Annotated in this window: 19 protein-coding genes and 1 pseudogene; 15 read left to right on the forward strand and 5 right to left on the reverse strand. The window is 73.3% G+C overall.

All coding sequences use genetic code 11. From position 1 onward, the window contains the following. Positions 1-29 precede the first annotated feature (29 nt). From dxr to SAM23877_RS25760, 6 genes are all read left to right on the forward strand, one after another. Positions 30-1,286 (forward strand): 1-deoxy-D-xylulose-5-phosphate reductoisomerase, encoded by a 1,257-nt coding sequence (dxr, locus tag SAM23877_RS25735; RefSeq protein ID WP_053137885.1) that lies wholly within the window; start codon positions 30-32, stop codon positions 1,284-1,286. Positions 1,287-1,294: 8 nt separating this feature from the next. Further along, the gene (locus SAM23877_RS25740; protein WP_079030795.1) at positions 1,295-2,587 is read left to right on the forward strand and encodes a M50 family metallopeptidase; all 1,293 of its coding nucleotides are present in this window, start codon (positions 1,295-1,297) and stop codon (positions 2,585-2,587) included. Positions 2,588-2,830: 243 nt separating this feature from the next. Then, positions 2,831-3,988, forward strand: a complete 1,158-nt coding sequence (ispG, locus tag SAM23877_RS25745; RefSeq protein ID WP_053137892.1) for a flavodoxin-dependent (E)-4-hydroxy-3-methylbut-2-enyl-diphosphate synthase — start codon at positions 2,831-2,833, stop codon at positions 3,986-3,988. 97 nt (positions 3,989-4,085) lie between these two features. After that, entirely contained in the window at positions 4,086-4,934 is an 849-nt protein-coding gene (locus SAM23877_RS25750; RefSeq protein WP_053137895.1) for a GNAT family N-acetyltransferase, read from the forward strand. A gap of 240 nt (positions 4,935-5,174) precedes the next feature. Next, on the forward strand, positions 5,175-5,717 hold the full coding sequence (locus tag SAM23877_RS25755) for a GNAT family N-acetyltransferase (RefSeq protein ID WP_053137898.1): 543 nt from the start codon (positions 5,175-5,177) through the stop codon (positions 5,715-5,717). A 73-nt stretch (positions 5,718-5,790) separates the two neighbouring features. Next, a complete protein-coding gene (locus tag SAM23877_RS25760) occupies positions 5,791-7,494 on the forward strand; it encodes a proline--tRNA ligase (protein ID WP_053137901.1) in 1,704 nt (567 codons plus the stop codon). A 743-nt stretch (positions 7,495-8,237) separates the two neighbouring features. Here the strand turns inward: SAM23877_RS25760 and SAM23877_RS25765 are convergent. Genes SAM23877_RS25765 through SAM23877_RS25775 form a run of 3 tightly spaced genes read right to left on the reverse strand, consistent with a single transcriptional unit; the run spans position 8,238 to position 10,225 of the window. Beyond that, the gene (locus tag SAM23877_RS25765) at positions 8,238-9,137 is read right to left on the reverse strand and encodes an aminoglycoside phosphotransferase family protein (RefSeq protein ID WP_053137904.1); all 900 of its coding nucleotides are present in this window, start codon (positions 9,135-9,137) and stop codon (positions 8,238-8,240) included. Between the two features lie 39 nt (positions 9,138-9,176). Continuing rightward, on the reverse strand, positions 9,177-9,695 hold the full coding sequence (locus tag SAM23877_RS25770) for a ferritin-like domain-containing protein (RefSeq protein ID WP_053137907.1): 519 nt from the start codon (positions 9,693-9,695) through the stop codon (positions 9,177-9,179). After that, positions 9,692-10,225: a hypothetical protein gene (locus SAM23877_RS25775; RefSeq protein WP_053137910.1), complete on the reverse strand. Its 534-nt coding sequence runs from the start codon at positions 10,223-10,225 to the stop codon at positions 9,692-9,694. The genes SAM23877_RS25770 and SAM23877_RS25775 overlap by 4 nt, the downstream gene beginning before the upstream one ends. Positions 10,226-10,500: 275 nt before the next feature. Here SAM23877_RS25775 and rimP point away from each other — a divergent pair, with 275 nt between their 5' ends. The 9 genes from rimP to SAM23877_RS25815 all read left to right on the forward strand — a co-directional run bounded on the left by rimP (position 10,501) and on the right by SAM23877_RS25815 (position 22,912). After that, entirely contained in the window at positions 10,501-11,037 is a 537-nt protein-coding gene (rimP, locus tag SAM23877_RS25780; RefSeq protein ID WP_053137913.1) for a ribosome maturation factor RimP, read from the forward strand. A gap of 2 nt (positions 11,038-11,039) precedes the next feature. Then, positions 11,040-12,050: a transcription termination factor NusA gene (gene nusA, locus SAM23877_RS25785; RefSeq protein ID WP_053137916.1), complete on the forward strand. Its 1,011-nt coding sequence runs from the start codon at positions 11,040-11,042 to the stop codon at positions 12,048-12,050. A gap of 102 nt (positions 12,051-12,152) precedes the next feature. Then, positions 12,153-12,434 (forward strand): YlxR family protein, encoded by a 282-nt coding sequence (locus SAM23877_RS37845; protein WP_079030428.1) that lies wholly within the window; start codon positions 12,153-12,155, stop codon positions 12,432-12,434. A 174-nt stretch (positions 12,435-12,608) separates the two neighbouring features. Further along, positions 12,609-15,677 carry a translation initiation factor IF-2 gene (gene infB, locus SAM23877_RS37850; RefSeq protein ID WP_079030429.1) on the forward strand — a complete coding sequence of 1,023 codons (3,069 nt, stop codon included), beginning with the start codon at positions 12,609-12,611 and terminating at the stop codon, positions 15,675-15,677. A 154-nt stretch (positions 15,678-15,831) separates the two neighbouring features. Continuing rightward, complete coding sequence (locus SAM23877_RS25795; protein WP_053137921.1) at positions 15,832-16,125, forward strand: DUF503 domain-containing protein; 294 nt, start codon at positions 15,832-15,834, stop codon at positions 16,123-16,125. Positions 16,126-16,162: 37 nt separating this feature from the next. Beyond that, complete coding sequence (gene rbfA / locus SAM23877_RS25800; RefSeq protein WP_053137923.1) at positions 16,163-16,642, forward strand: 30S ribosome-binding factor RbfA; 480 nt, start codon at positions 16,163-16,165, stop codon at positions 16,640-16,642. Continuing rightward, positions 16,639-17,544, forward strand: a complete 906-nt coding sequence (truB, locus tag SAM23877_RS25805) for a tRNA pseudouridine(55) synthase TruB (RefSeq protein WP_053137926.1) — start codon at positions 16,639-16,641, stop codon at positions 17,542-17,544. Before rbfA ends, truB begins: the two co-directional genes overlap by 4 nt. A 256-nt stretch (positions 17,545-17,800) precedes the next feature. Then, positions 17,801-21,829: a trypsin-like peptidase domain-containing protein gene (locus tag SAM23877_RS25810; protein WP_053137929.1), complete on the forward strand. Its 4,029-nt coding sequence runs from the start codon at positions 17,801-17,803 to the stop codon at positions 21,827-21,829. 135 nt (positions 21,830-21,964) lie between these two features. Then, a complete protein-coding gene (locus tag SAM23877_RS25815) occupies positions 21,965-22,912 on the forward strand; it encodes a bifunctional riboflavin kinase/FAD synthetase (protein ID WP_053137932.1) in 948 nt (315 codons plus the stop codon). Positions 22,913-23,021: 109 nt separating this feature from the next. Here SAM23877_RS25815 and SAM23877_RS25820 read toward each other — a convergent pair whose 3' ends face one another. Both SAM23877_RS25820 and SAM23877_RS42125 read right to left on the reverse strand, forming a co-directional pair. After that, a complete protein-coding gene (locus SAM23877_RS25820; protein ID WP_425314787.1) occupies positions 23,022-26,135 on the reverse strand; it encodes a MinD/ParA family ATP-binding protein in 3,114 nt (1,037 codons plus the stop codon). Between the two features lie 423 nt (positions 26,136-26,558). After that, positions 26,559-26,690: pseudogene (locus tag SAM23877_RS42125) on the reverse strand (SCO5717 family growth-regulating ATPase); the annotation flags it as partial. Positions 26,691-26,965: the final 275 nt, after the last annotated feature.

Here is a 26,965-nt window from a genome sequence, read left to right on the forward strand (position 1 = left end):
CGGAGGACGGTTGCGGCAACAATGGGGGGATGAGCGACAGTCCAGCCCCACTCGCCGACCCCCACCTCGTGTACGACCCGGTGGCGGGCGACGGCCCGAAGGACGTGGTGATCCTCGGGTCCACCGGGTCGATCGGGACCCAGGCCATCGACCTCGTGCTGCGCAACCCGGACCGCTTCCGGGTCACCGCCCTGTCCGCCAACGGCGGCCGGGTCGCCCTCCTCGCCGAGCAGGCGTACCGGCTGAGGGCACGGACCGTCGCCGTCGCCCGCGAGGACGTCGTGCCGGCGCTGCGGGAAGCCCTGCGGGCCCAGTACAGCAGCGGTGAGCCGCTCCCCGAGATCCTCGCCGGACCGGAGGCGGCCACCCAGGTCGCCGCCTCCGACTGCCACACCGTCCTCAACGGCATCACCGGCTCCATCGGGCTCGCCCCGACCCTGGCCGCGCTGGAGGCGGGCCGCACCCTCGCGCTCGCCAACAAGGAGTCGCTCATCGTCGGCGGCCCGCTGGTCAAGGCCCTCGCCAAGCCGGGGCAGATCATCCCGGTCGACTCCGAGCACGCCGCCCTGTTCCAGGCGCTGGCCGCCGGCACCCGCGCCGACGTGCGCAAACTGGTCGTCACCGCCTCCGGCGGCCCGTTCCGGGGGCGCACGAGGGAGCAGCTGGCCGGCGTCACCGTCGAGGACGCCCTCGCCCACCCCACCTGGGCGATGGGCCCGGTGATCACGATCAACTCCGCCACCCTCGTCAACAAGGGCCTGGAGGTGATCGAGGCCCACCTCCTCTACGACATTCCCTTCGACCGCATTGAGGTGGTCGTGCACCCGCAGTCGTATGTCCACTCGATGGTTGAGTTCACGGACGGATCGACCCTGGCCCAGGCGACGCCCCCCGACATGGGAGGGCCCATCGCCATCGGCCTCGGCTGGCCCGAACGCGTCCCCGACGCCGCCCCCGCCTTCGACTGGAGCAAGGCCTCGACGTGGGAGTTCTTCCCGCTCGACGACGAGGCCTTCCCCTCGGTGAACCTGGCCCGGCACGTCGGAGAGCTCGCGGGCACGGCCCCGGCGGTGTTCAATGCCGCCAACGAGGAGTGCGTCGAGGCGTTCCGCTCCGGCGCGCTGCCGTATCTCGGGATCATGGAGACCGTCACGCGGGTGGTCGAGGAGCACGGCACGCCCCGTACGGGAACCTCGCTCACCGTCGCGGACGTCCTCGAAGCGGAGACCTGGGCGCGGACCCGGGCCCGGGAACTGGCGGCACAGACGGCGGAGGCCCGTGCATGACGACCCTGATGTTCATCCTCGGCATAGTCCTCTTCGCGGTCGGCCTGCTGTTCTCCATCGCCTGGCACGAGCTGGGGCACCTGTCCACGGCCAAGCTCTTCGGCATCCGCGTGCCCCAGTACATGGTCGGCTTCGGGCCGACGCTCTTCTCGCGCAAGAGGGGCGAGACCGAGTACGGCGTCAAGGCCATCCCGTTCGGCGGCTACATCCGCATGATCGGCATGTTCCCGCCCGGTGCCGACGGCCGGATGGAGGCCCGCTCCACCTCGCCCTGGCGCGGCATGATCGAGGACGCCCGCTCGGCCGCCTACGAGGAACTGCAGCCGGGTGACGAGAAGCGCATGTTCTACACGCGCAAGCCCTGGAAACGGGTCATCGTGATGTTCGCGGGCCCGTTCATGAACCTCGTCCTCGCGGTGGTGCTGTTCCTCATCGTCCTGATGGGCTTCGGCATCTCGCAGCAGACCACCACCGTCAGCTCTGTCTCCCAGTGCGTCATCTCACAGACCGAGAACCGCGACGACTGCACCAGGTCCGACCCGGCCTCCCCGGCCGCCGCGGCCGGCCTCAAGGCGGGCGACAAGATCGTCTCCTTCGACGGCGTGCGGACCGATGACTGGGACGAGCTGTCCAATCTGATCCGCGCCAATCCCGGCGACAAGGTGCCGGTCGTCGTCGAGCGCGGGGGCCAGGAGATCACCCTCCAGGCGACCATCGCCATCAACCAGGTCGCCAAGAAGGACGCGAACGGGCAGATCGTCGAGGGCGAGTACGTCACCGCCGGCTTCCTCGGATTCAGCGCCGCCACCGGCGTGGTGAAACAGGACTTCGGCCAGTCCGTGACCTGGATGGGCGACCGGATCGGCGACGCCGTCGACTCCCTCGCCGCCCTGCCCGCCAAGATCCCCGCCCTGTGGGACGCGGCCTTCGGCGACGGGCCCCGCGAGGCCGACTCCCCGATGGGCGTGGTCGGCGCCGCCCGCGTCGGCGGCGAGATCGCCACCCTCGACATCCCGCCCACCCAGCAGCTGGCCATGTTCGTGATGCTGGTGGCCGGCTTCAACCTCTCCCTGTTCCTGTTCAACATGCTCCCGCTGCTGCCGCTCGACGGCGGTCACATCGCGGGCGCGCTGTGGGAGTCGCTGCGCCGGAACACGGCCAAGGTGCTGCGCCGCCCGGACCCGGGCCCGTTCGACGTGGCGAAGCTGATGCCGGTGGCCTACGTGGTGGCGGGCATCTTCGTCTGCTTCACCCTGCTGGTGCTGGTGGCGGACGTCGTCAATCCGGTGCGTATCAGCTGATACGCGAATGTTCCGGGCGGTCCGGGTGATCCGGACGTATTCAACGGTTCGACGAGAAGCCCGACCCGGGAGCATGTCCTTCCGGGCCGGGCTTCACGCCGGCCGCCCGGCAGATGGGCGCCAACGGGTGTATCTCCCGTACGCCGTGTGCCCGGCGTTCACGTCGGTGCCGTAATCTCGAAGGCCGGAGCCCGCCGCTGAACGGGGCCGGACCTTGATCCACGACTTGGGGTTGCACAGCAGATGACTGCGATTTCTCTCGGCATGCCGGACGTTCCGACCAGGCTCGCGGAGCGCCGCAAGAGCCGGCAGATCCAGGTCGGGACCGTGGCGGTGGGCGGCGATGCCCCCGTGTCGGTCCAGTCCATGACCACGACCCGTACGTCGGACATCGGTGCGACGCTCCAGCAGATCGCGGAGCTGACCGCGTCGGGCTGTCAGATCGTGCGGGTGGCCTGTCCCACCCAGGACGACGCGGACGCGTTGCCGGTGATCGCGAAGAAGTCGCAGATCCCGGTGATCGCGGACATCCACTTCCAGCCCAAGTACGTCTTCGCCGCGATCGAGGCGGGCTGCGCGGCGGTGCGGGTGAACCCGGGCAACATCAAGCAGTTCGACGACAAGGTCAAGGAGATCGCGAAGGCGGCGAAGGACCACGGCACGCCGATCCGGATCGGGGTGAACGCGGGTTCGCTGGACCGGCGGCTGCTGCAGAAGTACGGGAAGGCGACGCCGGAGGCGCTGGCGGAGTCCGCGCTGTGGGAGGCCTCGCTCTTCGAGGAGCACGACTTCCGGGACATCAAGATCTCGGTGAAGCACAACGACCCGGTCGTGATGGTCGAGGCCTACCGGCAGCTCGCCGCGCAGTGCGACTACCCGCTGCACCTGGGCGTCACCGAGGCGGGCCCGGCCTTCCAGGGCACGATCAAGTCGGCCGTCGCCTTCGGCGCGCTGCTCTCCCGGGGCATCGGTGACACCATCCGCGTCTCGCTGTCGGCGCCGCCGGTGGAGGAGATCAAGGTGGGCATCCAGATCCTGGAGTCGCTGAACCTGCGGCAGCGGGGTCTGGAGATCGTCTCCTGTCCGTCGTGCGGCCGTGCCCAGGTGGACGTCTACAAGCTGGCCGAGGAGGTCACCGCCGGCCTGGAGGGCATGGAGGTGCCGCTGCGCGTCGCCGTGATGGGCTGCGTGGTCAACGGTCCCGGTGAGGCCCGCGAGGCCGACCTCGGTGTCGCCTCGGGCAACGGCAAGGGACAGATCTTCGTCAAGGGCGAGGTCATCAAGACCGTCCCCGAGTCCAAGATCGTGGAGACCCTCATCGAGGAGGCCATGAAGATCGCCGAGCAGATGGAGGCCGACGGCGTGACCTCCGGCGAGCCCTCGGTCTCGATCGCGGGCTGAACTCCCGCTCCTGCCGCGTCGCCCTCGGGGGCGGCGCGGCCTTTTTGCGGCAGGTACAGTGCGGGGACCAGCAGATCTCAGGGTGAGGCCCCCGCACGTGTTGACGCAGACCACCTCCCGTGTGCTCGAACCGAGCGACCTCGACGCCGCGCTGGCCGTCCTCGGCCGCGAGCCGGTCACGAACGCCTTCGTGACCGCCCGGGTGCAGGTCGCCGGCCTCGACCCGTGGCGCCTCGGCGGCGAGATGTGGGGCTGGTACGAGCACGGCATGCTGACGTCCCTGTGCTACGCGGGAGCCAACCTCGTCCCCATCTGCGCCACCCCGCGTGCCGTCCGTGCCTTCGCCGACCGCGCCCGGCGGGCCGGCCGGCGCTGCTCCTCGATCGTCGGCCCCGCCGACACGACGGCCCTCCTGTGGCGACTCCTCGAACCCGGCTGGGGCCCGGCCCGCGAGGTCCGCGCCCGGCAGCCCCTCATGGTCACCGACCGCATGCCGGCCGACATCGCGCCCGACCCCCGCGTCCGCCGCGTCCGCAAGGACGAGATGGAGCAGATCATGCCGGCCTGCGTGGCGATGTTCACCGAGGAGGTCGGCATCTCCCCGATGGCCGGCGACGGCGGACTGCTCTACCAGGCCCGGGTCGCCGAACTCGTCGGCTCCGGCCGCTCCTTCGCCCGCTTCGACGCCGACGGCAAGGTCGTCTTCAAGGCCGAGATCGGTGCCGCCACCGACCGCGCCTGCCAGATCCAGGGCGTCTGGGTGGCCCCCGAGTACCGGGGCAAGGGCCTCGCCGCCCCGGGCATGGCGGCGGTCCTGCGCTACGCCCTGGCGGACGTCGCCCCGGTGGCGAGCCTGTACGTCAACGACTTCAACACCGCCGCCCGACGCACGTACCGGCGGGTGGGCTTCCAAGAGGTCGGTGCCTTCATGAGCGTGCTCTTCTGACGATCCGGCGCCCGCGTGCCGTCCTGTCGCCGGACGCCCGTGTCGCCGTCCTGGGCGGCCGGGCGCGGGCGTGCCGCCCCGAGGGTCCGGCGCGGACCACCGCGCAGGCGGCTCACGCGACCCGGCTCACGCGTCGCCGCACGCTCGTGGTGACCGGCCCCGGACGCTTCCCCGGGTACCGCCGCGAACGCCCCGCGACCCGGGCGTGATCCGGCGGAACGCCCGGGTAGGCTCCCCGCCATGGAGCTCGTGATCGGCCCCTTGGACCTCGCCGCGCACGTGGACGAGGCCCTCGCGGTCCAAGCCGCCGCGTTCGGACTCGGCCCCGACGAGGTGGCCGTCCGCCGCCAGATCGTCCTGCGCCACATGACCCACCCGGGTGCCAGAGCCCTCGGCGCCACCGCCGGGGACGACCTCGTCGGCTTCGTCTACGGCATGCCCAACGACCGCACCCAGTGGTGGTCCACCGTCGTCGAGCCCTACCTCCGCGCCGAGGGCAACGCAGGCTGGCTCGACGACTCCTTCGTCATCACCGAACTCCACGTCCACCCGGCCCACCAGCACCGCGGCGCGGGCCGCGCCCTGATCACCACGATCACCGACGGCGCCGCCGAGCCCCGTTCGATCCTCTCCGCGATCGACACCGAGAGCCCCGCCCGTGGCCTCTACCGCTCCCTCGGCTACCAGGACCTCGCCCGCCAGGTCCTCTTCCCCAGCGCCCCCAAGCCGTACGCGGTGATGGGCGCCCCACTGCCGCTGCGCAGGCCGTCCGCCCGCCGATAACCGATTTCCGCGGGGATGGACCGCCCGGCTAACCTCCTAGCACCATCCTTACGCAGCAGGAGACACGAGAACCATGGCCAACGCACCGGTCCAGCGCATGTCGAAGTTGATGGCGAAGACGCTGCGCGACGACCCGGCGGACGCCGAGGTCCTCAGCCACAAGCTGCTGGTCCGCGCCGGGTACGTGCGCCGCACCGCCGCCGGCCTGTGGAGCTGGCTGCCGCTCGGCAAGAAGGTCCTCGGCAACATCGAGCGCATCGTGCGCGAGGAGATGGACGCCATCGGCGCCCAGGAGGTGCAGCTCCCCGCCCTGCTGCCGCGCGAGCCGTACGAGGCCACCGGCCGCTGGGACGAGTACGGCCCCGAGCTGTTCCGCCTCCAGGACCGCAAGGGCGGCGACTACCTCCTCGGCCCCACCCACGAGGAGATCTTCACCCTGCTGGTGAAGGACCAGGCGTCCTCCTACAAGGACCTGCCGGTCATCCTCTACCAGATCCAGAACAAGTACCGGGACGAGGCCCGCCCCCGGGCCGGCATCCTGCGCGGCCGCGAGTTCCTGATGAAGGACTCCTACTCCTTCGACGTCGCCGACGAGGGCCTCGCCGAGTCCTACGCCCTGCACCGCGCCGCCTACCAGCGCATCTTCGAGCGCCTCGGCCTCGACTACCGCATCTGCGCGGCGACCGCCGGCGCCATGGGCGGCTCCAAGTCCGAGGAGTTCCTCGCCCCGGCCGAGGCGGGCGAGGACACCTTCGCGGACTGCCCGAACTGCGACTTCGCCGCCAACACCGAGGCGATCACCTACGCGCTCACCCCGGTCGACGCGGCCGGCGTGCCCGCCGCCGAGGACATCCCCACCCCCGACACCCCCACCATCGAGACCCTGGCCGCCTCGCTCGGCGTCCCGGCCTCGGCCACCCTCAAGAACCTCCTCGTCAAGGTCGACGGCGAGATCGTCGCCGTGGGTGTCCCCGGCGACCGCGAGGTCGACCTGGACAAGGTCGAGGCGCACTTCGCCCCGGCCGCCGTCGAGCTGGTCACCGCCGAGGACTTCGTGGGCCGGCCCGACCTGGTGCGTGGCTACGTCGGCCCGCAGGGCCTCGGCGAGAAGGTGAAGTACATCGCCGACCCGCGCGTGGCGCCGGGCACCGCCTGGATCACGGGCGCCAACAAGGAGCACACCCACGCCAAGAACGTGGTGGCGGGCCGTGACTTCGAGGTCGACGCGTACGTGGACGTCGTGGTGGTCCGCGAGGGCGACCCCTGCCCCAAGTGCGGCACCGGTCTCACGCTGGACCGCGCCATCGAGATCGGCCACATCTTCCAGCTGGGCCGCAAGTACGCCGACGCCCTCAAGCTCGACGTCCTCGGCCAGAACGGCAAGCCGGCCCGCGTCACCATGGGCTCCTACGGCATCGGCGTCTCCCGCGCGGTGGCCGCCCTCGCCGAGCAGCACGCCGACGACAAGGGCCTCGTCTGGTCCAGGGAGGTCGCCCCGGCCGACGTCCACGTCGTCGCCGCCGGCAAGGCCCTGCAGACCGAGCTCGCCCTGGAGGTCTCCGACAAGCTGGCCGCCGCCGGCCTCCGCGTCCTGGTGGACGAGCGCGCGGGCGTCTCCCCGGGCGTCAAGTTCACGGACGCCGAGCTCATCGGAGTACCGCAGATCCTGGTCGCCGGCCGCCGGTCCGCCGAGGGCGTGGTCGAGCTGAAGGACCGCCGCACCGGCGAGCGCGAGGAACTGACGGTCGAGGAAGCGATCGCCCGCCTCACGGCCTGACACCTCACCCCGCAGGGGGCGCCCCCACTCACGGGCGCCCCCTGCGGCATGCGCGGCCACCCCCGCAAGCACGCGACGCACGACCGCCCGATGCCCCCCGCCGACGACGGACACCCGCATCCGACCCGCGACGGCGGCACGACGGCCCACGGCGGGCACCCGCATCCGGTCCACGTCGGCCGCACGAGGGGCCTGCGACGCGGCACGGCGGACACCCCGCGTCCGATCCACGACGGCGGTACGGCGGCCTGTGGCGGGCACCCCGCGCCGGTCCGCACGGCGACCCGCGACCCGCGACCCGCGGACGTCTTGCGTCCGGTCCGCGACGGACGCAAGCCCAGCTCCGCGTCCGGTCCGCGACGGCCGCACGACGGGTCAACGACGGCGCCCCCGGCGGGCCCCCGCGTCCGGTCCGCATCTGCGGCACGACGGGCCAACGACGGCGGCGCGGCGGTCACCCCGCGTCCGGTTCGCGTCGGCGGCACGACGGCCCGCGGCGGGCACCCCGCGCCGGTCCATACGGCGACCCGCGACCGGCGGACGGCGGGCACCCCCGGATTCAGCCCGCGACCGGACGGCGGGAGCCCCGCGTCCAGCCCGCGACGGTCACCCGCCCGGCGCCCCGGGGCCGCTCCGGGGGCGCGTGCCCCGGCGTTCCGGGGCCGGCCCGCAGCGTGTTCCCCGGCGTTCCGGGATCGGTCCGCGGCGTTCCGGGTCCGGTCCGCGGCGTGTTCCCCGGCGGCCTACAGCCAGCCCGCGAACTCCAGCAGCAGTTCCGCGTCCTTCTCCCGGCCCACCCGTCGCGCCCGCACGCCCGACTCGACCGCGCGGAACAGCGTCCAGCCGCGCAGCCGCTCTTGGTCGACGTCCAGCGACTCCGCGAGCCGCTTCACGCGGCGCCGGGTGGTCGAGGCGCCCGACGGCTGGGCGATGAGGTCCTCCACCCGGTCCCGCACCAACCGCGCGAGATCGAAGGCGCACTCGCCCACCACCGGGTCGGGGCCCACGGCCAGCCACGGCATCCGGTCCCCGGCGAGCACCTTGCTCTGCCGGAACGTGCCGTGCAGCAACCGCTGTTCCGGCGGCGCGGCCAGCAGTTCCCCGCGGGCCGCGAGCGCCGCGTCGACCAGCGGGGCCACCTGGGGGTCGGCCACCGCGCCCGCCCGCATCGCGTCGGCCTGTCGCCCGGTCCGCTCCGCCACGGTCTCGAAGGGATGACCGACGGGCGGCACCACCCACAGCCGCCGCAGCGTGCCCGCGGCCTCCAGCAACGCCTTCGCCTCCGGAAGCGACCGCACCGACACGTCCGGATGCAGCCGCTCCAGCAGCAGTACGCCCTCCGTGGCGTCCTCGTCGAGCAGCTGCACGGCACCCGTCCCGGCCCAGTGGGCGAGCGCGGCCCGTTCACTCTCCGGACGCGCCCGGCGCGGAGCCAGCTTCAGCACCGCGGGCGTCCCGTCCGCCGTCCGCACCAGGACCACCAGGCTGCTGCGCCCCCCGGGCACCTGCACCCGCTCCACGGCCAACTCACGCAGCGCCACGGCCCGCTCGGCCGCTTCGGGCAGCCTCTCCAACCAGTCGTCACCGTCCGGTGCCGTCTCGCCGAGCGCCTTGACCAGACGCCGCGGCGGTTCGAAAGCCATGCGCGAGCCGTTCCCTTCCCGTACGGACAGCCGTACGTGTTACGCGGTCGGAGCCGCCGAAGCGGAGGGCGGGGCGGATGCCGGATCCGAGGGCGAGCCCGGCACCGTGTCCGGCGCCGACGGGCCGCCCGCCCGCTCCGCGAGCCCAGGGAAGGCTACGCTCCCGCCCCGCCAGCGCACCGCCCGGACCGCCGCCTCCCGCAGCGCCCCCGCGGCGGTCGTCCGCCGGCCGCCCTCGGCGGCCCGCACCAGATCGGAGTAGACCCCGGCCACCCGGTCCTCCAGCTCGGCCGCCAACCGCACCGCCGTCGCCGAGTCCGGCACCGCGAAGGGCAGCGCGTACCCGGCCGCCGCGGCGACCGGCTCGCCCCCGAGATCACGGACCTCGCGCGCCAGCGCGTCCCGCCGCGCCCGGTGCGCGTCGTACGCCGTCCGCGCCTCGGAGCGCCGTCCCTGGCCGACCCGCCCGCCGACGACCCCGTAGCCGTACACCGCGGCGTGCTCCGCCGCCAGCGCCGCCTGCAGGGCGGCCAACTCCTTGTCCTGCGCCTCGCTCACCCGTCACCCTCCGTCAGCAGGTACACGTGCGCGGCGCCGGCCGCCGCCACCGACGCCAGCAACCGCGCCAGCTCGCCCGGCACCCCCACCAGCGTCTCGACCCGCCGGTCCGCCAGCTTCCGCTCGGCGGCGACGAGCAGGGCCAGGGCGTCCGTCGCGGCCGTCGGCACGGGACCGGAACCGTCCTGAGGTCCGGCGGCCCGCGCGGAGACCGACGGCGACGCCTCCGGCGAGGCGGCCCGTACGGCGCCGAACGCCTCCGCGTGCCGGACGACCTCCGCGTGCAGCGGGCGCAACCGCTCCGCAAGACCCGGATGCGCGGCGGCCACCGCCGCGTAGCGACCGGCCAGTTCCTCGCTGTCCCGGGCCGCCCGCGCGCGGGCCCGCTCGACGGCCGACGGGTCGGCGTCCGTGTCGCCGGAGCCCGAACCGCCGGTGCAGCCGACGAGCAGGGCGGCGCCGGTGGCCGACGCGAGCAGACTCCTTCGGCGCGGCCCCGGGGCCGGGCGCAGCGATGAGGAAAACGACACGGCAGACGTCCTCGACAGGCTCGTACGGAAGCGACGGCAAAGCGGCGGGTGAGGCGATGGTGAAGGACCGGGTGGAGCGGTGCGGAAGAACAGCGGGCGGCGGCCGGGACCAGCGGTGCGGCCTGCCCGTGATCACGGTACCCGGGCCGCGGCCGGGCACCACTCATCGGCACCGCCGGGCCGGGGTGGACGGCAACACCCCCCGGGACCGGATACCCTTTGACCAGACACGCGCACCGTCCCACAACAGCACACGCGGCCGAGGAGTCACCCGGATGAGCACCACCCAGAGCGACAGGCTGCGAGAGCTGCTCGAGCCGCTCGTCGCCTCCCAGGGACTGGACCTCGAGGAGATCGCGGTGGACTCGGTCGGCCGCAAGCGTGTGCTGCGTGTCGTCGTCGACTCCGACACCGGAGCGGACCTGGACCGGATCGCCGATGTGAGCCGCGCGCTCTCGGCGAAGCTCGACGAGACCGACGCGATGGGCGACGCGGAGTACACCCTCGAGGTCGGCACCCCGGGCGCGGAGCGCTCCCTCACCGAGCACCGCCACTACGTGCGCGCCGTGGACCGCCTCGTGCGGTTCCAGCTCCGGGAGGGCGGCGAGCTGGTCGCCCGCATCCTCGGCGTGGACGACGAGGGACTCGACCTCGAAGTGCCCGGAGTGAAGGGCCGCAAGGCCACCACCCGCAGACTCGCCTTCGGCGACATCGACAAGGCCCGCGTCCAGGTCGAGTTCAACCGCAAGGACGACGGTGGCAAGAACAGCATGAAGAACGACGAGAACACGACGGAAGAGGAGGAGGCGTAGCCGTGGACATCGACATGAGCGCCCTGCGGGGCTTGGTCCGGGAGAAGGAGATCTCCTTCGACCTGCTGGTCGAGGCGATCGAGTCGGCCCTCCTCATCGCCTACCACCGCACCGAGGGAAGCCGCCGGCACGCGCGCGTGGAGCTCAACCGGAACACCGGCCATGTGACCGTGTGGGCGAAGGAGGACCCGGACGACCTCGAGGAGGGCCAGGCGGCCCGCGAGTTCGACGACACCCCGTCCGACTTCGGCCGCATCGCCGCCACCACCGCCAAGCAGGTCATCCTGCAGCGGCTGCGCGACGCCGAGGACGACGCGACGCTCGGTGAGTACGCCGGACGCGAGGGCGACATCGTCACGGGCGTGGTCCAGCAGGGCCGCGACCCGAAGAACGTGCTCGTCGACATCGGCAAGCTGGAGGCCATCCTGCCGGTGCAGGAGCAGGTGCCGGGCGAGACCTACCCGCACGGCATGCGGCTGCGGTCGTACGTCGTCCGCGTGGCCAAGGGCGTGCGCGGTCCCTCCGTGACGCTGTCCCGCACGCACCCCAACCTGGTGAAGAAGCTGTTCGCGCTGGAGGTGCCGGAGATCGCCGACGGGTCCGTCGAGATCTCCGCGATCGCCCGCGAGGCCGGCCACCGCACCAAGATCGCCGTCCGCTCCACCCGCTCGGGCCTGAACGCCAAGGGCGCCTGCATCGGCCCCATGGGCGGCCGGGTGCGCAACGTCATGGGCGAGCTGAACGGCGAGAAGATCGACATCGTCGACTGGTCGGACGACCCGGCCGAGATGGTGGCGAACGCACTCTCCCCGGCCCGCGTCTCCAAGGTGGAGGTCGTGGACATGGCGGCCCGCTCCGCACGCGTGATCGTGCCCGACTACCAGCTGTCGCTGGCGATCGGCAAGGAAGGGCAGAACGCCCGGCTCGCGGCCCGGCTGACCGGCTGGCGGATCGACATCCGGCCGGACACCGAGCAGCCCTCCGACCGCTCGGAGGACGAGCGCGGGGAATAGATCCAAGCCGCACGGCGCCGAGATCACGACAGTCTTGCGTGCGGCATGTGTTCGATGCTTGCCCCGAAGGGGTGAGGTCGGTCCGGGGAGGTAGACTTAAAGATGTCTGGCCGGACACGTACCCGAGCCTGCCCTGAGCGCACCTGCGTGGGGTGCCGGGAGCGAGCGGTCAAGAGCGTGCTGCTGCGCACCGTGGTGGTCGAGGGTGAATGTGCCCCTGATCCACGCGGTACGCTGCCCGGCCGGGGTGCTTATGTGCACCCCGCACCGGTCTGTGTCGACCAGGCAGTGCGCCGCAAGGCGTTCCCGCGGGCGCTCCGCGTCCCGGGTCCGCTCGACGTAAAGGCGTTGCGCCGCTACGTCGAGCAGGCACAAAGTTGCTGAAAGCAGCATGTAGGCAACGTGGTAAGGAAGACACGCCGCGCGAAACCCCGTGCGGCTTGGTACCTCGCGAGTCGAAAGCAGGTCGAGATTGCGATGAGCACTCGATGAGTACGCGATGAGTACGCCCATGAACTAGCGACGGTCCGGACGCAACCCGGACCTCAGAGGAGCGAAGTGGCTAAGGTCCGGGTCTACGAACTCGCCAAGGAGTTCGGTGTCGAGAGCAAGGTCGTCATGGCCAAGCTCCAGGAACTCGGTGAGTTCGTCCGTTCGGCGTCTTCGACGATCGAGGCGCCCGTAGTACGCAAGCTGACAGACGCCTTCCAGCAGGGCGGTGGCAACGGTCGGTCCGCCGGTCGTCCCGCGGCCCCGAAGAAGGCTGCCCCCCGTCCCGCGGCGCCGTCCCCGGCGCAGGCGGCGCGTCCGGCCGCCCCGCGGCCGGCGGCGGCACCCAAGCCCGAGGCTGCCCCGCAGCCCGAGGCTCCGTCGGCCCCCGCGCCGGCTCCCTCCCAGGGTCCGCGTCCGACGCCGGGCCCCAAGCCCGCGCCGCGTCCGGCTCCGGCCACCCCGGAGTTCACCGCTCCGCCGGCCGCCCCGGCCGCTCCGGCCGCCTCGACTCCGGCTCCGGCCGGACCGAAGCCCGGCGGCGCGCGTCCCGGCGCTCCCAAGCCCGGTGGCAGTCGTCCGTCCGGTCCGGGTCAGGACCGCGGTCAGCAGGGCGGCCAGGGCCGTCCCGGTGGCCAGCGTCCCGGCGCCCCGGCGCAGCGTCCCGGCGGCCGTCCCGGCGGCCCGCGTCCGGGTAACAATCCCTTCACCTCCGGCGGCAACGCCGGCATGGCGCGCCCGCAGGCGCCCCGTCCGCAGGGCGGCCCCCGCCCGGGAGGTCCCGGTGCCCCCGGCGCCGGTCCCCGGCCGCAGGCTCCCGGCGGCCAGGGCGGCGGTCCTCGTCCCCAGGCTCCGGGCGGCAACCGTCCGACCCCGGGCTCGATGCCGCGTCCGCAGGGTGGCCAGGGCGGTCCCCGTCCCGGCGGCCCGCGTCCGAACCCCGGCATGATGCCGCAGCGTCCCGCTGCCGGCCCGCGTCCCGGCCCCGGTGGCGGCGGTCGCGGACCCGGTGGTGCCGGTCGTCCCGGTGGTGCCGGTCGTCCCGGTGGCGGCGGCGGCTTCGCCGGTCGTCCGGCCGGTCCCGGTGGCGGCGGTCGTCCCGGTGGCGGCGGCGGCTTCGCCGGTCGTCCCGGTGGTGGCGGCGGCTTCGGCGGCGGCGGTGGCCGTCCCGGCTTCGGTGGCCGTCCCGGCGGTCCCGGTGGCCGTGGTGGCACGCAGGGCGCCTTCGGTCGTCCCGGCGGTCCCGCGCGTCGCGGTCGCAAGTCGAAGCGGCAGAGGCGCCAGGAGTACGAGGCCATGCAGGCCCCGTCGGTCGGCGGCGTGATGCTGCCCCGCGGCAACGGCGAAGCCATTCGCCTGTCGCGCGGTGCCTCGCTCACCGACTTCGCGGAGAAGATCAACGCCAACCCGGCGTCGCTCGTCGCGGTCATGATGAACCTCGGCGAGATGGTCACCGCGACCCAGTCCGTCTCCGACGAGACGCTCCAGCTCCTCGCCGGCGAGATGAACTACACGGTTCAGATCGTCAGCCCGGAGGAGGAGGACCGCGAGCTGCTCGAGTCCTTCGACCTGGAGTTCGGCGAGGACGAGGGCGGCGAGGAGGACCTGGTCGTCCGTCCGCCGGTCGTGACCGTCATGGGTCACGTCGACCACGGTAAGACCCGACTGCTCGACGCCATCCGCAAGACGAACGTCATCGCGGGCGAGGCCGGCGGCATCACCCAGCACATCGGTGCCTACCAGGTCGCGACCGAGGTCAACGAAGAAGAGCGCAAGATCACCTTCATCGACACCCCGGGTCACGAGGCGTTCACCGCCATGCGTGCCCGTGGTGCGAGGTCGACCGACATCGCGATCCTGGTCGTCGCGGCCAACGACGGCGTCATGCCGCAGACGGTCGAGGCGCTCAACCACGCCAAGGCCGCCGAGGTCCCGATCGTCGTCGCGGTCAACAAGATCGACGTCGAGGGTGCCGACCCGACCAAGGTGCGCGGTCAGCTGACCGAGTACGGCCTGGTGGCCGAGGAGTACGGCGGCGACACCATGTTCGTCGACATCTCCGCCAAGCAGGGTCTGCACATCGACTCGCTGCTGGAGGCCGTGGTCCTCACGGCCGACGCCTCGCTCGACCTGCGGGCCAACCCGCACCAGGACGCGCAGGGCATCTCGATCGAGTCCCGTCTCGACCGCGGCCGCGGTGCCGTGGCGACGGTCCTCGTGCAGCGAGGCACCCTGCGGGTCGGCGACACGATGGTGGTGGGCGACGCCTACGGCCGCGTGCGCGCCATGCTCGACGACAACGGCAACAACGTCGCCGAGGCGGGTCCGTCGACGCCGGTCCAGGTCCTGGGCCTGACCAACGTGCCGGGCGCCGGTGACAACTTCATCGTGGTCGAGGAGGACCGTACGGCCCGCCAGATCGCGGAGAAGCGTGCCGCCCGCGAGCGGAACGCCGCGTTCGCCAAGCGCACGCGCCGCGTGTCGCTGGAGGACCTGGACAAGGTGCTGAAGGCCGGCGAGGTCCAGCAGCTGAACCTGATCATCAAGGGCGACGCGTCCGGATCGGTCGAGGCACTGGAATCCTCCCTCCTCCAGCTGGACGTCGGCGAAGAGGTCGACATCCGCGTCCTGCACCGCGGCGTCGGTGCGGTCACGGAGTCCGACATCGACCTGGCGATGGGCTCCGACGCCATCGTGATCGGCTTCAACGTGCGCGCCGCCGGGCGGGCACAGCAGATGGCCGAGCGCGAGGGTGTGGACGTCCGGTACTACTCGGTCATCTACCAGGCGATCGAGGAGATCGAGGCGGCCCTCAAGGGCATGCTCAAGCCGGAGTACGAAGAGGTCGAGCTCGGCACGGCGGAGATCCGCGAGGTCTTCCGCTCGTCCAAGCTGGGCAACATCGCGGGTGTTCTCATCCGCTCCGGCGAGGTCAAGCGCAACACCAAGGCGCGCCTCCTGCGCGATGGCAAGGTCATCGCGGAGAGCCTCAACATCGAGGGTCTGCGTCGCTTCAAGGACGACGTCACCGAGATCCGCGAAGGCTTCGAGGGCGGTATCAACCTCGGAAACTTCAACGACATCAAGGTCGACGACGTCATCGCGACGTACGAGATGCGCGAGAAGCCGCGGGTGTAACAGCCCCGACTTCCGAGACGGTGCGGTCCGGGGCCGGTCGGCGGAGAGTGAATATCCGTCGATCGGCCCCGGCCGTTCGTTGTACGGTTCTGGTGTCCCCGCCCCATGGATGGCGGGGCCACCGATCCCGTACCGGCGGGTGAACCGGTTACACATGTATGTGGGGACGCTGTCCTTCGACCTCCTCCTCGGCGACGTACATTCGCTGAAGGAGAAGCGCTCCGTCGTCCGCCCGATCGTCGCCGAACTCCAGCGGAAGTACGCGGTGAGCGCGGCGGAGGTGGATCACATGAACCTCCATCGCCGGGCCGTCATCGGCCTGGCGACGGTGTCCGCCGACGCCGGGCACCTCAGCGACGTGCTCGACCGGTGCGAACGGCTGGTGGCCGGCCGCCCCGAGGTGGAGTTGCTGTCCGTCAGACGGCGCTTCCACGGCGAAGACGACTGACCAAGAACGAGAAGAAGAAAGAACGGGAGACGGACCAGTGGCCGACAACGCGCGGGCGAAAAGGCTGGCGGACCTCATCCGAGAGGTGGTGGCCCAGAAGCTGCAGCGCGGGATCAAGGACCCGCGGCTCGGCTCGCACGTCACCATCACGGACACCCGGGTCACGGGTGACCTGCGGGAGGCGACCGTCTTCTACACGGTGTACGGCGACGAGGAGGAGCGCAACGCCGCCTCCGCGGGCCTGGAGAGCGCCAAGGGGATCCTGCGTTCGGAGGTCGGCAAGGCCGCGGGCGTGAAGTTCACGCCGACCCTGACCTTCGTCATGGACGCCCTCCCGGACACCGCCCGCAACATCGAGGACCTCCTCGACAAGGCGCGCCAGTCCGACGAGAAGGTGCGCGAGGCGTCCGCGGGCGCCGCGTACGCCGGCGAGGCGGACCCGTACCGCAAGCCGGGTGAGGACGACGAGGCCGACGAGGTCGTCGAGGGCGACGAGACGGACGACACCGCTAAATGAGCGAGAAGCACACCACGCCCGACGGCCTTGTCATCGTCGACAAGCCGTCGGGCTTCACTTCGCACGACGTCGTCGCCAAGATGCGGGGCATCGCCCGGACGCGGCGCGTCGGGCACGCCGGCACGCTCGACCCGATGGCGACGGGCGTCCTGGTCCTCGGGGTGGAGCGGGCGACCAAGCTCCTCGGGCACCTCGCCCTCACCGAGAAGGAGTACCTGGGCACCATCAGACTCGGGCAGACGACGCCGACCGACGACGCCGAGGGCGAGATCACGAGGTCGCTCGACGCCTCGAAGGTCACCCGGGAGTCCATCGACGCGGCCGTCGCCGAGCTGACCGGCGAGATCATGCAGGTGCCGTCCAAGGTCAGCGCCATCAAGATCGACGGCGTGCGGTCCTACAAGCGGGCGCGCGAGGGCGAGGAGTTCGAGATCCCCGCCCGCCCGGTCACCGTCTCCTCCTTCGCGGTGTACGACGTCCGGGACGCCGTCGCCGAGGACGGCACCCCCGTGCTGGACCTGGTGGTCTCGGTGGTCTGCTCCTCCGGCACCTACATCCGTGCCCTGGCCCGCGACCTGGGCGCGGCCCTCGGCGTCGGTGGCCACCTCACCGCGCTGCGCCGGACCCGCGTCGGTCCGTACAAGCTGGACGCGGCGAAGACGCTGGACCAGCTCCAGCAGGACCTCACCGTGATGCCGATCGCGGACGCCGCCGGTGCCGCCTTCCCCCGCTGGGACGTGGACGCCAAGCGGGCCCGGCTGCTCCTCAACGGCGTGCGGCTGGAGATGCCGGACGTCTACGCGGGCGCCGGGGCCGTCGCCGTCTTCGATCCCGAGGGACGCTTCCTCGCGCTCGTGGAGGAGCAGCGGGGCAAGGCCAAGAGCCTGGCCGTCTTCGGCTGAGCCGGCCCGCCGCCGGACTCCGCCCGTGGAGCGGCGACCACGGGGACTTCCACTGCCGCCGCTCCACGGTCCCCCCTCGGTTCCCCCACTCCCCAGGGTGTATCCAACCCTCCCCTCCTGTTCACCCGTCCGGGCAGGCGCTCGGAGTGAACCGGGGGTGTGGAGGGGGGCGCGTTCGCCAGGGGATCTGTCCCGCTGATCATCACCGGCCTACCGTCGAACACACAGCACGGGTGTACGGCGGGGAGGCTCGACGATGGCGTCGCGGAACCGGTCCCGGGAGGCGGGCAACGACAGGGCGGCACGGCGGTCCCGGGACGGCTCCCAGGACCCGCGTGACGGTGCGCAGGCCCTGGCGGCCGAACCGACGCGGTGCCCGCCCGACGACGTCCTGATCCGCGTCCACGACCTCGCCGGGCGCCCCCGCGGCGCGGGGTTCGTCGCCGACCACCGCGGGACGGTGGTCACCAGCCACGAAGCGGTCGACGGCCTGCCCCGGCTCGTGCTCAGCACCGCCGGCGACCGCCGCCGTGTGGTGGCCGCCGCCGACGTGACGCCGCTTCCCGCCCTCGGCCTCGCACTCGTCCGCGGCGAGGGCCTCGGCGTCGAACCGCTGCCCGTCGGCGCACGGGGGCGCGTCGACGCGGGCACGTACGTGCGGATCGCCGCCGGCGGCTGGCGCGAGGCCCGGGTACTGGGCGCCACCGACGTCCACTACGCGGCCACCGACCGCTTCCACGTCCTGCGCGACGCCCTGGAGCTCGCGCTCGGCATCTCGGGAAGGGACGCGCTGCGTCTCGGCGGCGGCGCCGCGGGCGGACCCGTCCTCGACATCACGACCGGTGCCGTCCTCGGCGTCCTCGGCACCGCCCTGAGCTCCGGACACAGCGACGTCGGCTTCGCCGTGCCCCTGCCGCCCGCCCCCGGCCCCCTCGCCGCCCTGCTCGCCGAGAACGCGGCGACGGTCCCGGCCTACGGCGCCGACCTGAATCTGGCCGGCGTCCTCGCGCTCACCGCGACCTCGGTGGCCAAGGACGGTCCGCCGGGAGTGCCCGGCGGCGGCGGTCCCGGTACGGGGAGCGGGGTCCGGGCCGGCGTCGAGGGTGACGGCGGTGGTGGCGCCGCTGCCGTGGCCCCGGTCGAGCGGTCCGCCGTCGCGAGGGAGTTCACCGCCTTCACCGAAGGACCCGCCCGTGTGCTCGCGCTGGTCGGCGCCCCCGGCAGTGGCCGTACGACGGAGCTGGCGGCCCTCGCCGCCCGCCGCTCCCGGGGGACGGAACCGGCACCCACCCTGTGGCTGCGCGGCGCCGACCTGCGCGACGACGACAGGTCGCTGGCCGACGCGGCGCGCAGGGCGCTGGCCCGGGCCGCCCGCATCGTGGCCGCCGCGGACCCCTCACGCCCCGCGGGCCTCGGCGACATCACCCCGGAGCGCCTGGCCCGCCTCGCCCGGGCCGCCGGGCGTCCGCTCCTGCTCCTCCTCGACGGACCCGAGGAGATGCCGCCCCTCCTGGCCCACCGCCTCCCCGAGTGGACCGAGGGCACCGCGGCCTGGCTGCGGGAGACGGGGACGCGGCTCGTCATGGCCTGCCGAGGGGAGTACTGGGAGCGGGCCGGCGCGGAGTTCCCTCCGGAGCTGCTGTACGCGTCGGTGGGGCGCGCGTCGTCGGCGGCGCCGACCGCGGGGGAGTGGACGACCGGACGTGCCGCGAGCGTGCCGTCGCCTCGCGTCGGTGCTGACGGGATCGTCGGGGCCGCCGGGGCGTCGGAGGCGGTCACCGGTGATGCGTCGGGGGCAATGGCGGTCACCGGTGGTCCGAGCGCCTGGCCGGTCGCCGTGGGAGAACCGGCGTCCGGGTGGTCGGGCGGGGCGCGGTTGCCTTCCTCCTTCTTCGGGGCGTGCGGTCCGTTCGGCGTACGTGTTCCGCCGTCCGGAGCCGTCAGCTCCAGGTCCGGGGTGACCGGGTTTCCGTCCGGAGCGGGTCGGACCCCGTCCGACGACATCGAGTCCGTGTCCGGGGAGGTCGAGCCGCCGACCGACGGCGTCCGTTCCTCGTCCGAAAGCGCTGGTTCTCCGTCCGGGGCGGCCGGAGCCCCGGCCGTGGCGGTCCGAGGCTCGTACGAACCGGTCGGCGTGGGGCGTCCGCCCTGCGTCCCTCTCGGCGACCTGCGCGACGACGAGGCCCGGGAGGCACGCGCCCGCTACCGCCTGCCGGACGGAGCCCTCGCGGACCCGGACGACCGGCACCCCCTCACCCTGCGCCTGCTCGCGGAGGTGCACGAGGCCCTGCCCGGGTCCCCGCCCCCCGCCCGCGTCGACCGGGACGGGGTCTTCGCGGCCTACCTGGACCTGATGTGCCTGCGCGTCGCGACCCGCCTGGCGGCGGAGAACGGCCTGCGCGGCACCGCCGTACGCCGACTCGCGGCGAAGGTCTCCGGACAGGTGCACGAGGCCGCCCGGCGCAGTCTCGGCCCCGGGCAGGGGGAGCTGGACCGCGAGTCGTTCGAGGCCGTGTTCCCGCCGGGGCGGGCTCCCGTCCGGCTCGGCGGCGGCACCGGCTGGGCGACCGCCGTACTGGCCGAGGGCCTCCTCGTCCCCGCCGGCGCCGGCTACCGCTTCGCGCACGAGGAACTCGCCGACTGGCTCCAGGGCACCCACCTCGACCTGGACGAGGCCCTGCGCGCCCTCGTCCACCACCGCGCCACCCCGCACGAACCGCACGCCCTGCCCGTGCCGCACCACCGCATCGGCCCGGTCGCGGAGGCGGTGCTGCTGCTCGGCCGTCAGTACGGCGCACCACAACTCGCCCTGAACTTGGAGGAGTTGGTCACCGTTCTCGACGCGGACCCGCATTCCTGGTGGGCCGCACGGCTGCTCACCGAGGTGCTGACGCGGGTGCCCGACGCGACGCCGTACACGGAGGTGTTGCGGCTGCTCGCCGACGGCATCGCGGAACGCGGCGCCGAAAGGAGGGCGTCGCCCGAGGAGTTCGGGCCCGCCTTCTGGACCGCTCTGCGCCTCCCGCAGGCCACGCGCCTGGACCTGCTCCGCCGCCTCGTCCTCGCCGACGGACCCCCGCACGCACCGGGCCCCCGCCACCTCGACACCGTCGCCGAACTGCTCGCCGCCGACCCCGCGACCGTGCAGCCGCTCCTCCTCCGCTGGTTCGACGACGAGAGGCCGCTGCCCGCCACCCCGCACGCGACCGTCGCGACCGCCGCGCAGGCGCTGCTGCACACCCACCGCCACCGCGGCCTGGACGGCCTCACCGAGGTACTCGTCGACAGCGCGCACCGGCGGGCCGACGAACTGCTCGCCGTCCTGGCCGAGGACGAGCCGTCCGCCCTCTGCCGGGCCGTCGAGCGGTGGGCCCGCGACGAGCGCACCGCGCGGCGGACGGCGGCGGTGACCCACGGCCTGCGCACCGCCCCGAACGCACGGACCGCCGCAGACCGCACCCTGCTGCGCCACGCCGCCCTGGTCCTGCTCGCCCGCCCGGCCGACGGACCCCTGCACGGCGGCGCGCTCGCCCTGCTCGTACAGGACCCCGACAGCCGCGACCGCCACCTCCCGAGGGCGCTCGACCACTTCGCGGCCGGCGACCCCTGCCTTCCCCCGAGCGCGGTGGCCACCGCCCTGCCGACCCACCCGGAGCCCGTCCTGGAGGCCTTCCGGGCCCGGCTGCGCGGCCCGGACGCCGGGGAGGCCCTGCGCAGACTCATCGACGCCACCACACCGGCGCTGGCCCGCCGGGTCGCCGTACTCGTGGGGGAAGCGGTGACGGAGCGCCCGGAGACCGCCGGGCACGTGGCGGCGTACGTCGACCGGCGACTCGACCGGGACCCCGCGGCCCGCCGCGTCCTCCACTCCCTGGTCACCGCACTGCTGGACGACGGTCCCGAGCCCGTACGGGCCGCGCTGGCCGGCGTCCTGGCCGCGGGAGGCCCGCCCGGCCGCGGTCCGCTCCGCCGCGAGCTGCGCGAACACCTCCTGGCCCACGAGCAGGATCCCGCCGTCCTGGACGCGCTGCTGCACGCGGCCGTCCGGTGCGGCGGCGAGGACCTGCGCGCCCTCGTCCACCGCACCGGCCTGCTCCTCGTCCGCACGCCGGACGGAGCCACCCGTTTCGACCGCGGTCTGGTCGACCTGGCACGCCACCTCCCGGGATTCGCCGCCCGGGTGACCGGCTGGCTGGCCGACGCGCCGCAGGACTGGGCCGCGCTGGTGGGCCCCAGCGCGCGCCGCACGCTCGAGAATCTGACGGGCGCCCGGGTCCCCGCGTGACCCGGGTCCGTTCCGTGTGGCGTGCACCCGGTCACAGGGCGCATACCGATGCGGGCGGGAGACGGACGGCATGGCACTCTTAGAGCTGCGTAAGAGGCATCGACTCCGACGAGTTTGCGACAAGGAGCAGACACAGTGCAGCGCTGGCGTGGCTTGGAGGACATCCCCGAGGACTGGGGACGCAGCGTCGTCACCATCGGCTCCTACGACGGCGTCCACCGCGGGCACCAGCTGATCATCAAGCACGCCGTGGACCGCGCCCGCGAGCTGGGCGTCCCCACCGTCGTCGTCACCTTCGACCCGCACCCCAGCGAGGTGGTCCGCCCCGGCAGCCACCCGCCGCTGCTCGCCCCGCACCACCGCCGCGCCGAACTGATGGCGGACCTGGGCGTGGACGCGGTGCTGATCCTGCCGTTCACCACGGAGTTCTCGAAGCTGTCCGCGGCCGACTTCGTGGTGAAGGTGCTGGTCGACCGGCTGCGCGCCAAGGCGGTCGTCGAGGGCCCCAACTTCCGCTTCGGCCACAAGGCGGCCGGGAACGTGGAGTTCCTGGTCGAGCAGGGCAAGATCTACGACTTCGAGGTCGAGGTCGTGGACCTGTACGTGACCGGTGAGGCGGGCGGCGGCGAGCCGTTCTCCTCCACCCTCACCCGCCGCCTGGTCGCCCAGGGCGAGGTCGAGGGCGCCGCGGAGATCCTCGGCCGACCGCACCGCGTCGAGGGCGTCGTCGTCCGGGGCGCCCAGCGCGGCCGCGAGCTCGGCTTCCCCACGGCCAACGTGGAGACGCTCCCGCACACCGCCATCCCGGCCGACGGCGTCTACGCCGGCTGGCTGCACGCGCAGGGCGAGGCGATGCCGGCCGCGATCTCCGTAGGCACCAACCCGCAGTTCGACGGCACCGAGCGCACGGTCGAGGCGTACGCCATCGACCGCGTGGGCCTCGACCTGTACGGCCTGCACGTCGCGGTGGACTTCCTGGCCTTCGTACGCGGTCAGGCGAAGTTCGAGACGCTGGACGCGCTGCTGGAGCAGATGGCCGAGGACGTGGAGCGCTGCTGCGGCCTGGTCGCGGCGGCGTCGTAACACCTGACCCCCCTCCCCCCACGGCTGGCCGCGCTCTGCCTGCGGCCCGCCCACGACGCCGAAGGGCGGCCGGTGCTGACGAGCACCGGCCGCCCTTCGCTGTCGGGGGCTACTGCTGAGGCGGCGGGGGAGGCGTCTGCCCGTCCTGCTGACCGGGCTGCGGGTAGCCGTAGCCGGGCTGGGCGTACGGCTGTCCCGGCTGCGGGTACGGCTGTCCGGGCTGCTGCGGGTACGGCTGCCCCGGCTCGGCGTACTGGGAGGGCTGGCCGGGCGTCCCCGGTGCACCGGGCATACCGGGAGCACCGGGCTGGCCGGGCTGGCCGGGCATGGGCTGCTGGCCCTGCACCGGATGCTGGCCGGGCAGGGGCTGCTGCCCGGGTAGCGGCTGCCCGGGCGCCGGCTGACCGTGCAAGGGCTGGCCGGGAATCTGCTGGCCCGGGTAGTTCTGGCCCGGCATCGGCGGAGCGGCCACCGGCGGCGGGTTGCCGTTGGACGTCCACAGGCCGTGCGACTGCTGGTGGCGGACGAAGTCCTCGGCGACCATCGCCGAGAGGTTGAAGTACGCCTCCCGGACCTTCGGCCGCATCATGTCGAGGTCGACCTCGGCGCCCGCTGCCAGATGCTCGTCGAACGGCACCACGACCACGCCCCGGCACCGCGTCTGGAAGTGCCCGACGATGTCGTCGACCTTGATCATCTTGCCGGTCTCGCGGACCCCGGAGATGACGGTGATGGACCGGGAGACGAGGTCGGCGTACCCGTGAGCGGACAACCAGTCCAGTGTCGTACTGGCGCTGCTCGCACCGTCCACGGACGGCGTCGAGATGATGATCAACTGGTCGGCGAGGTCCAGCACGCCGCGCATCGCGCTGTACAGCAGGCCGGTGCCCGAGTCGGTGAGAATGATCGGGTACTGCTTGCCGAGCACGTCGATCGCGCGCCGGTAGTCCTCGTCGTTGAACGTCGTGGACACGGCAGGGTCGACGTCGTTGGCGATGATCTCCAGCCCGGACGAGGCCTGGGAGGTGAACCGCCGGATGTCCATGTACGAGTTGAGGTACGGGATCGCCTGGACGAGGTCGCGGATGGTGGCCCCGGTCTCGCGGCGCACGCGACGGCCGAGCGTACCGGCGTCCGGGTTGGCGTCGATCGCGAGGATCTTGTCCTGCCGCTCGGTGGCGAGCGTGGAACCGAGGGCGGTGGTGGTCGTCGTCTTGCCGACACCGCCCTTGAGGCTGATGACGGCGATGCGGTAGCAGGACAGCACCGGGGTGCGGATCAGCTCCAGCTTGCGCTGCCGCTCGGCCTCCTCCTTCTTGCCGCCCAGCTTGAACCGGGAACCGCCGGACGCCGGGCGGCTGCTCTTCGCCTTCTGCCTCTTGTTGTTGAGCAGCCGGTCGGACGACAGCTCCACGGCCGCGGTGTAACCGAGCGGCGCGGCACCGGGGTTGGTGGGCTGACGCTGGTCGTGCTGCATGGGCTGCGGCCAGGCGGCACCGAGCCGGGGGTCGACGGGGTGCTGCGGCGCCGGAGCATGGGGCTGCTGTGCCTGTTGCGCCTGCTGTGCCTGCTGAGCCTGTTGCGCCTGCTGTGCCTGATCCGGCTGGCCGGGATGAACGGGCTGACCGGGGTGCTGCACCGGCTGGGGGGCCTGCGCCGGCTGAGGAGCCTGGGGGGCCTGAGGCGCCTGGTGCGGCTGTTGAGCGAACGGGCTCGGCGGAGTCTGCGGAGCCTGCCCCTGCGGGACCTGCCCCTGCGGCTCGCTCGGCCGGCCCATCGGCTGGGCCGGCGGAGTCTGCGACGCGAAGCCCTGCTGAGCCGGGTGCGGCGCGGCCTCCGGGGCCCGGGCGTCCGCCTGCGGCTGACCCTGCGGCGGTACGCCGGGCTGAGGCTGCCAGCCGTACTGCGCGGGCGCCTGCGGGAAGCCGTAGCCACCGGGCTGCACCGGAGGATGGGCCGGGTGAGCCGCCGCGCCGGGCTGCGGGAATCCGTAACCGGCGGCGGCGCCGGCCGCGGGACCGTGTGCGCCGCCCGGCTGCTCGGCCGGAGGCTGCGGTGCCGCCGGAGGCGTGGCGCCCGGCTGCGGGAATCCGTAACCGGCCTGGGGAGCGGGCTGTCCGGGCGCCTGGTTCGGCGGCATCGGCGCGGCGGTCGGAGCGGGACTCCACGCGGCGGGCGCCGGCTGCGGAGCCTGCGGCTGGAACGGCGGCTGCTGTGCCGGCACGTTCGGCTGCTCCGGGGCGGCGGGGGCGGGCTGCGGCTGCGCCGGCCACTGGTGCGCAGGGGCGGGGGCGGCGGGAGGGTAGGACGGGGGCAGCGGCGGCACATCGCCCTGCGCCACGGGTGCCGTCTGGGCAGGCGGGACGTCCTGCGGCTCGCTCTCCGCAGGGGAGGCATCGGCCGGAACGGCGTCCACCGGAGCCGCAGCGGACGTCATGGCCTCCGGCTCGGGCCGGGCGTCCTCCGGCTCCTCCTGGGCCGGGAGACTGTCCTCGGGCTCGGGCTCGGGCTCGGGCTGGGGCTCGGGCTGGGGCTCGGGCTGGAGCTGGGGCTCGGGCTGGGGCTCGGGCTGGGGCTCGGGCTCGCCGGCCGTGGGAGCGACCGGCTCGACCTCGACGTCCCGAGCCGGACCGGTGAGGCCGGACTCGACCACGCCGCTGTCCGCGACCCCGGAAACCTCGTAGCCCTCGTCGGAGCCGACGACGTCCTCCGCGTCCTCCGCATCGGCCGTACCGTCCCCGTCGGTCGGGTCGTCCCGCTCGCCGGAGCCGGTGAGCTCGGTACCGTCAATGAGCCCCGGACCGTCGTTGAGCTCCGGGCCCTCGGTGAACTCCCGGCCCTCAATGGCTTGCGGACCATCGATGACCACCGGCTCTTGGCCGCGCTCGGACTCCGCGGAGCCGTCCGCCACCGCGACGTTCTCGTCCGGGGTGCCCTCGCCGGCCCCCTCGGCCGCGGAGGCCTCGTCCTCGGTCGTGACCTCGGGTTCACCGACCGCGGTCATGGACCGCTCGTCCTGCTCCTCGTCCGGCCCCTCGTGCTGCCGGGCCTCTTCCGCAGCGGCACGCTCGGCGATCTCCCGCTTCAGGGCGGCGGAGGAGAAGCGCATGGTGGCGCCGCTGTCCAGGTCACCGTTGTCGGGCTCGGGCTCGGGCTCGGGCTCGTCCGCGGGCGGGGGAGTCGGGGTCTGCAACGGGAACCCGCCGGCGGGGAACGTCGGCACGGCCGTGGGAGACACCGGACCCGGCGCGGGAGCCGGAGCGGCCACTTCCTCCGGCTCCGGCCGCACCTGCGGTTCCGGCCCCGCATCCGGCTCGGACGGCCCCTGCGGCTGCTGGGGCTCGAACCCGCTCCCGATCGGCAGCCTGGGCAGACCGGTCGGTCCTCCGGTAGAGGGCACGGGTGGCGTGAACGGCGCGGGCGCCGGGGTCGGCGGCACGAAGGGAGGCGTAGGAGCGGGAAGGGAGGAGGGGCCGCTGGACGGATTCGCGTGCGGCGGAGGAGTCAACCCGGGCAACGGCGGAACCGGCCCACGAGGGGCAGGCGGGGCGGAAGGACCCGTAGGAGCCGCGGCGGACGAGGCCCCGGCGCTCGAACTGCCGTCGGCGCCCGCTCCCTGCCCCCGGTCCGCATCACTCGACGCGTTCTGTGTGTACCAGGCGGGCGGTGCGTAGTCGATGGTGAACTCGCCCGTCGTCTCGTTCGCTGACTCCGCGTCGGGCTGGTCATCGCCGGGTGTCGCCCAGCCCCCGCGCATCCCGTCCCGATCGCTGCTCACAGTTCCTCCTGATGTGGTCGAGCACCCTCATGCCGTGCTGGGGCGACCGTTTATGTCATCCGACGTGGTCCGAAGTGAAGCGAGGTCGTCCGATCGCCGGCCCTCCCCGTACGACGCCGACACCCGGGTCACGGGTTCTGGCGTCGCGCCCCGACCCAGCCTAATCACCACACGCCCCGCCCTGGCAGCCCCGTCCTCACCTCAGCATCCGCCCATTGCGTCACAGCCTGCCCCGAAGTGCCGTACCTCGTTTCCGAATCCGTGCATGCGCCATG

This window comes from Streptomyces ambofaciens ATCC 23877 (assembly GCF_001267885.1).
Taxonomy (GTDB): domain Bacteria; phylum Actinomycetota; class Actinomycetes; order Streptomycetales; family Streptomycetaceae; genus Streptomyces; species Streptomyces ambofaciens.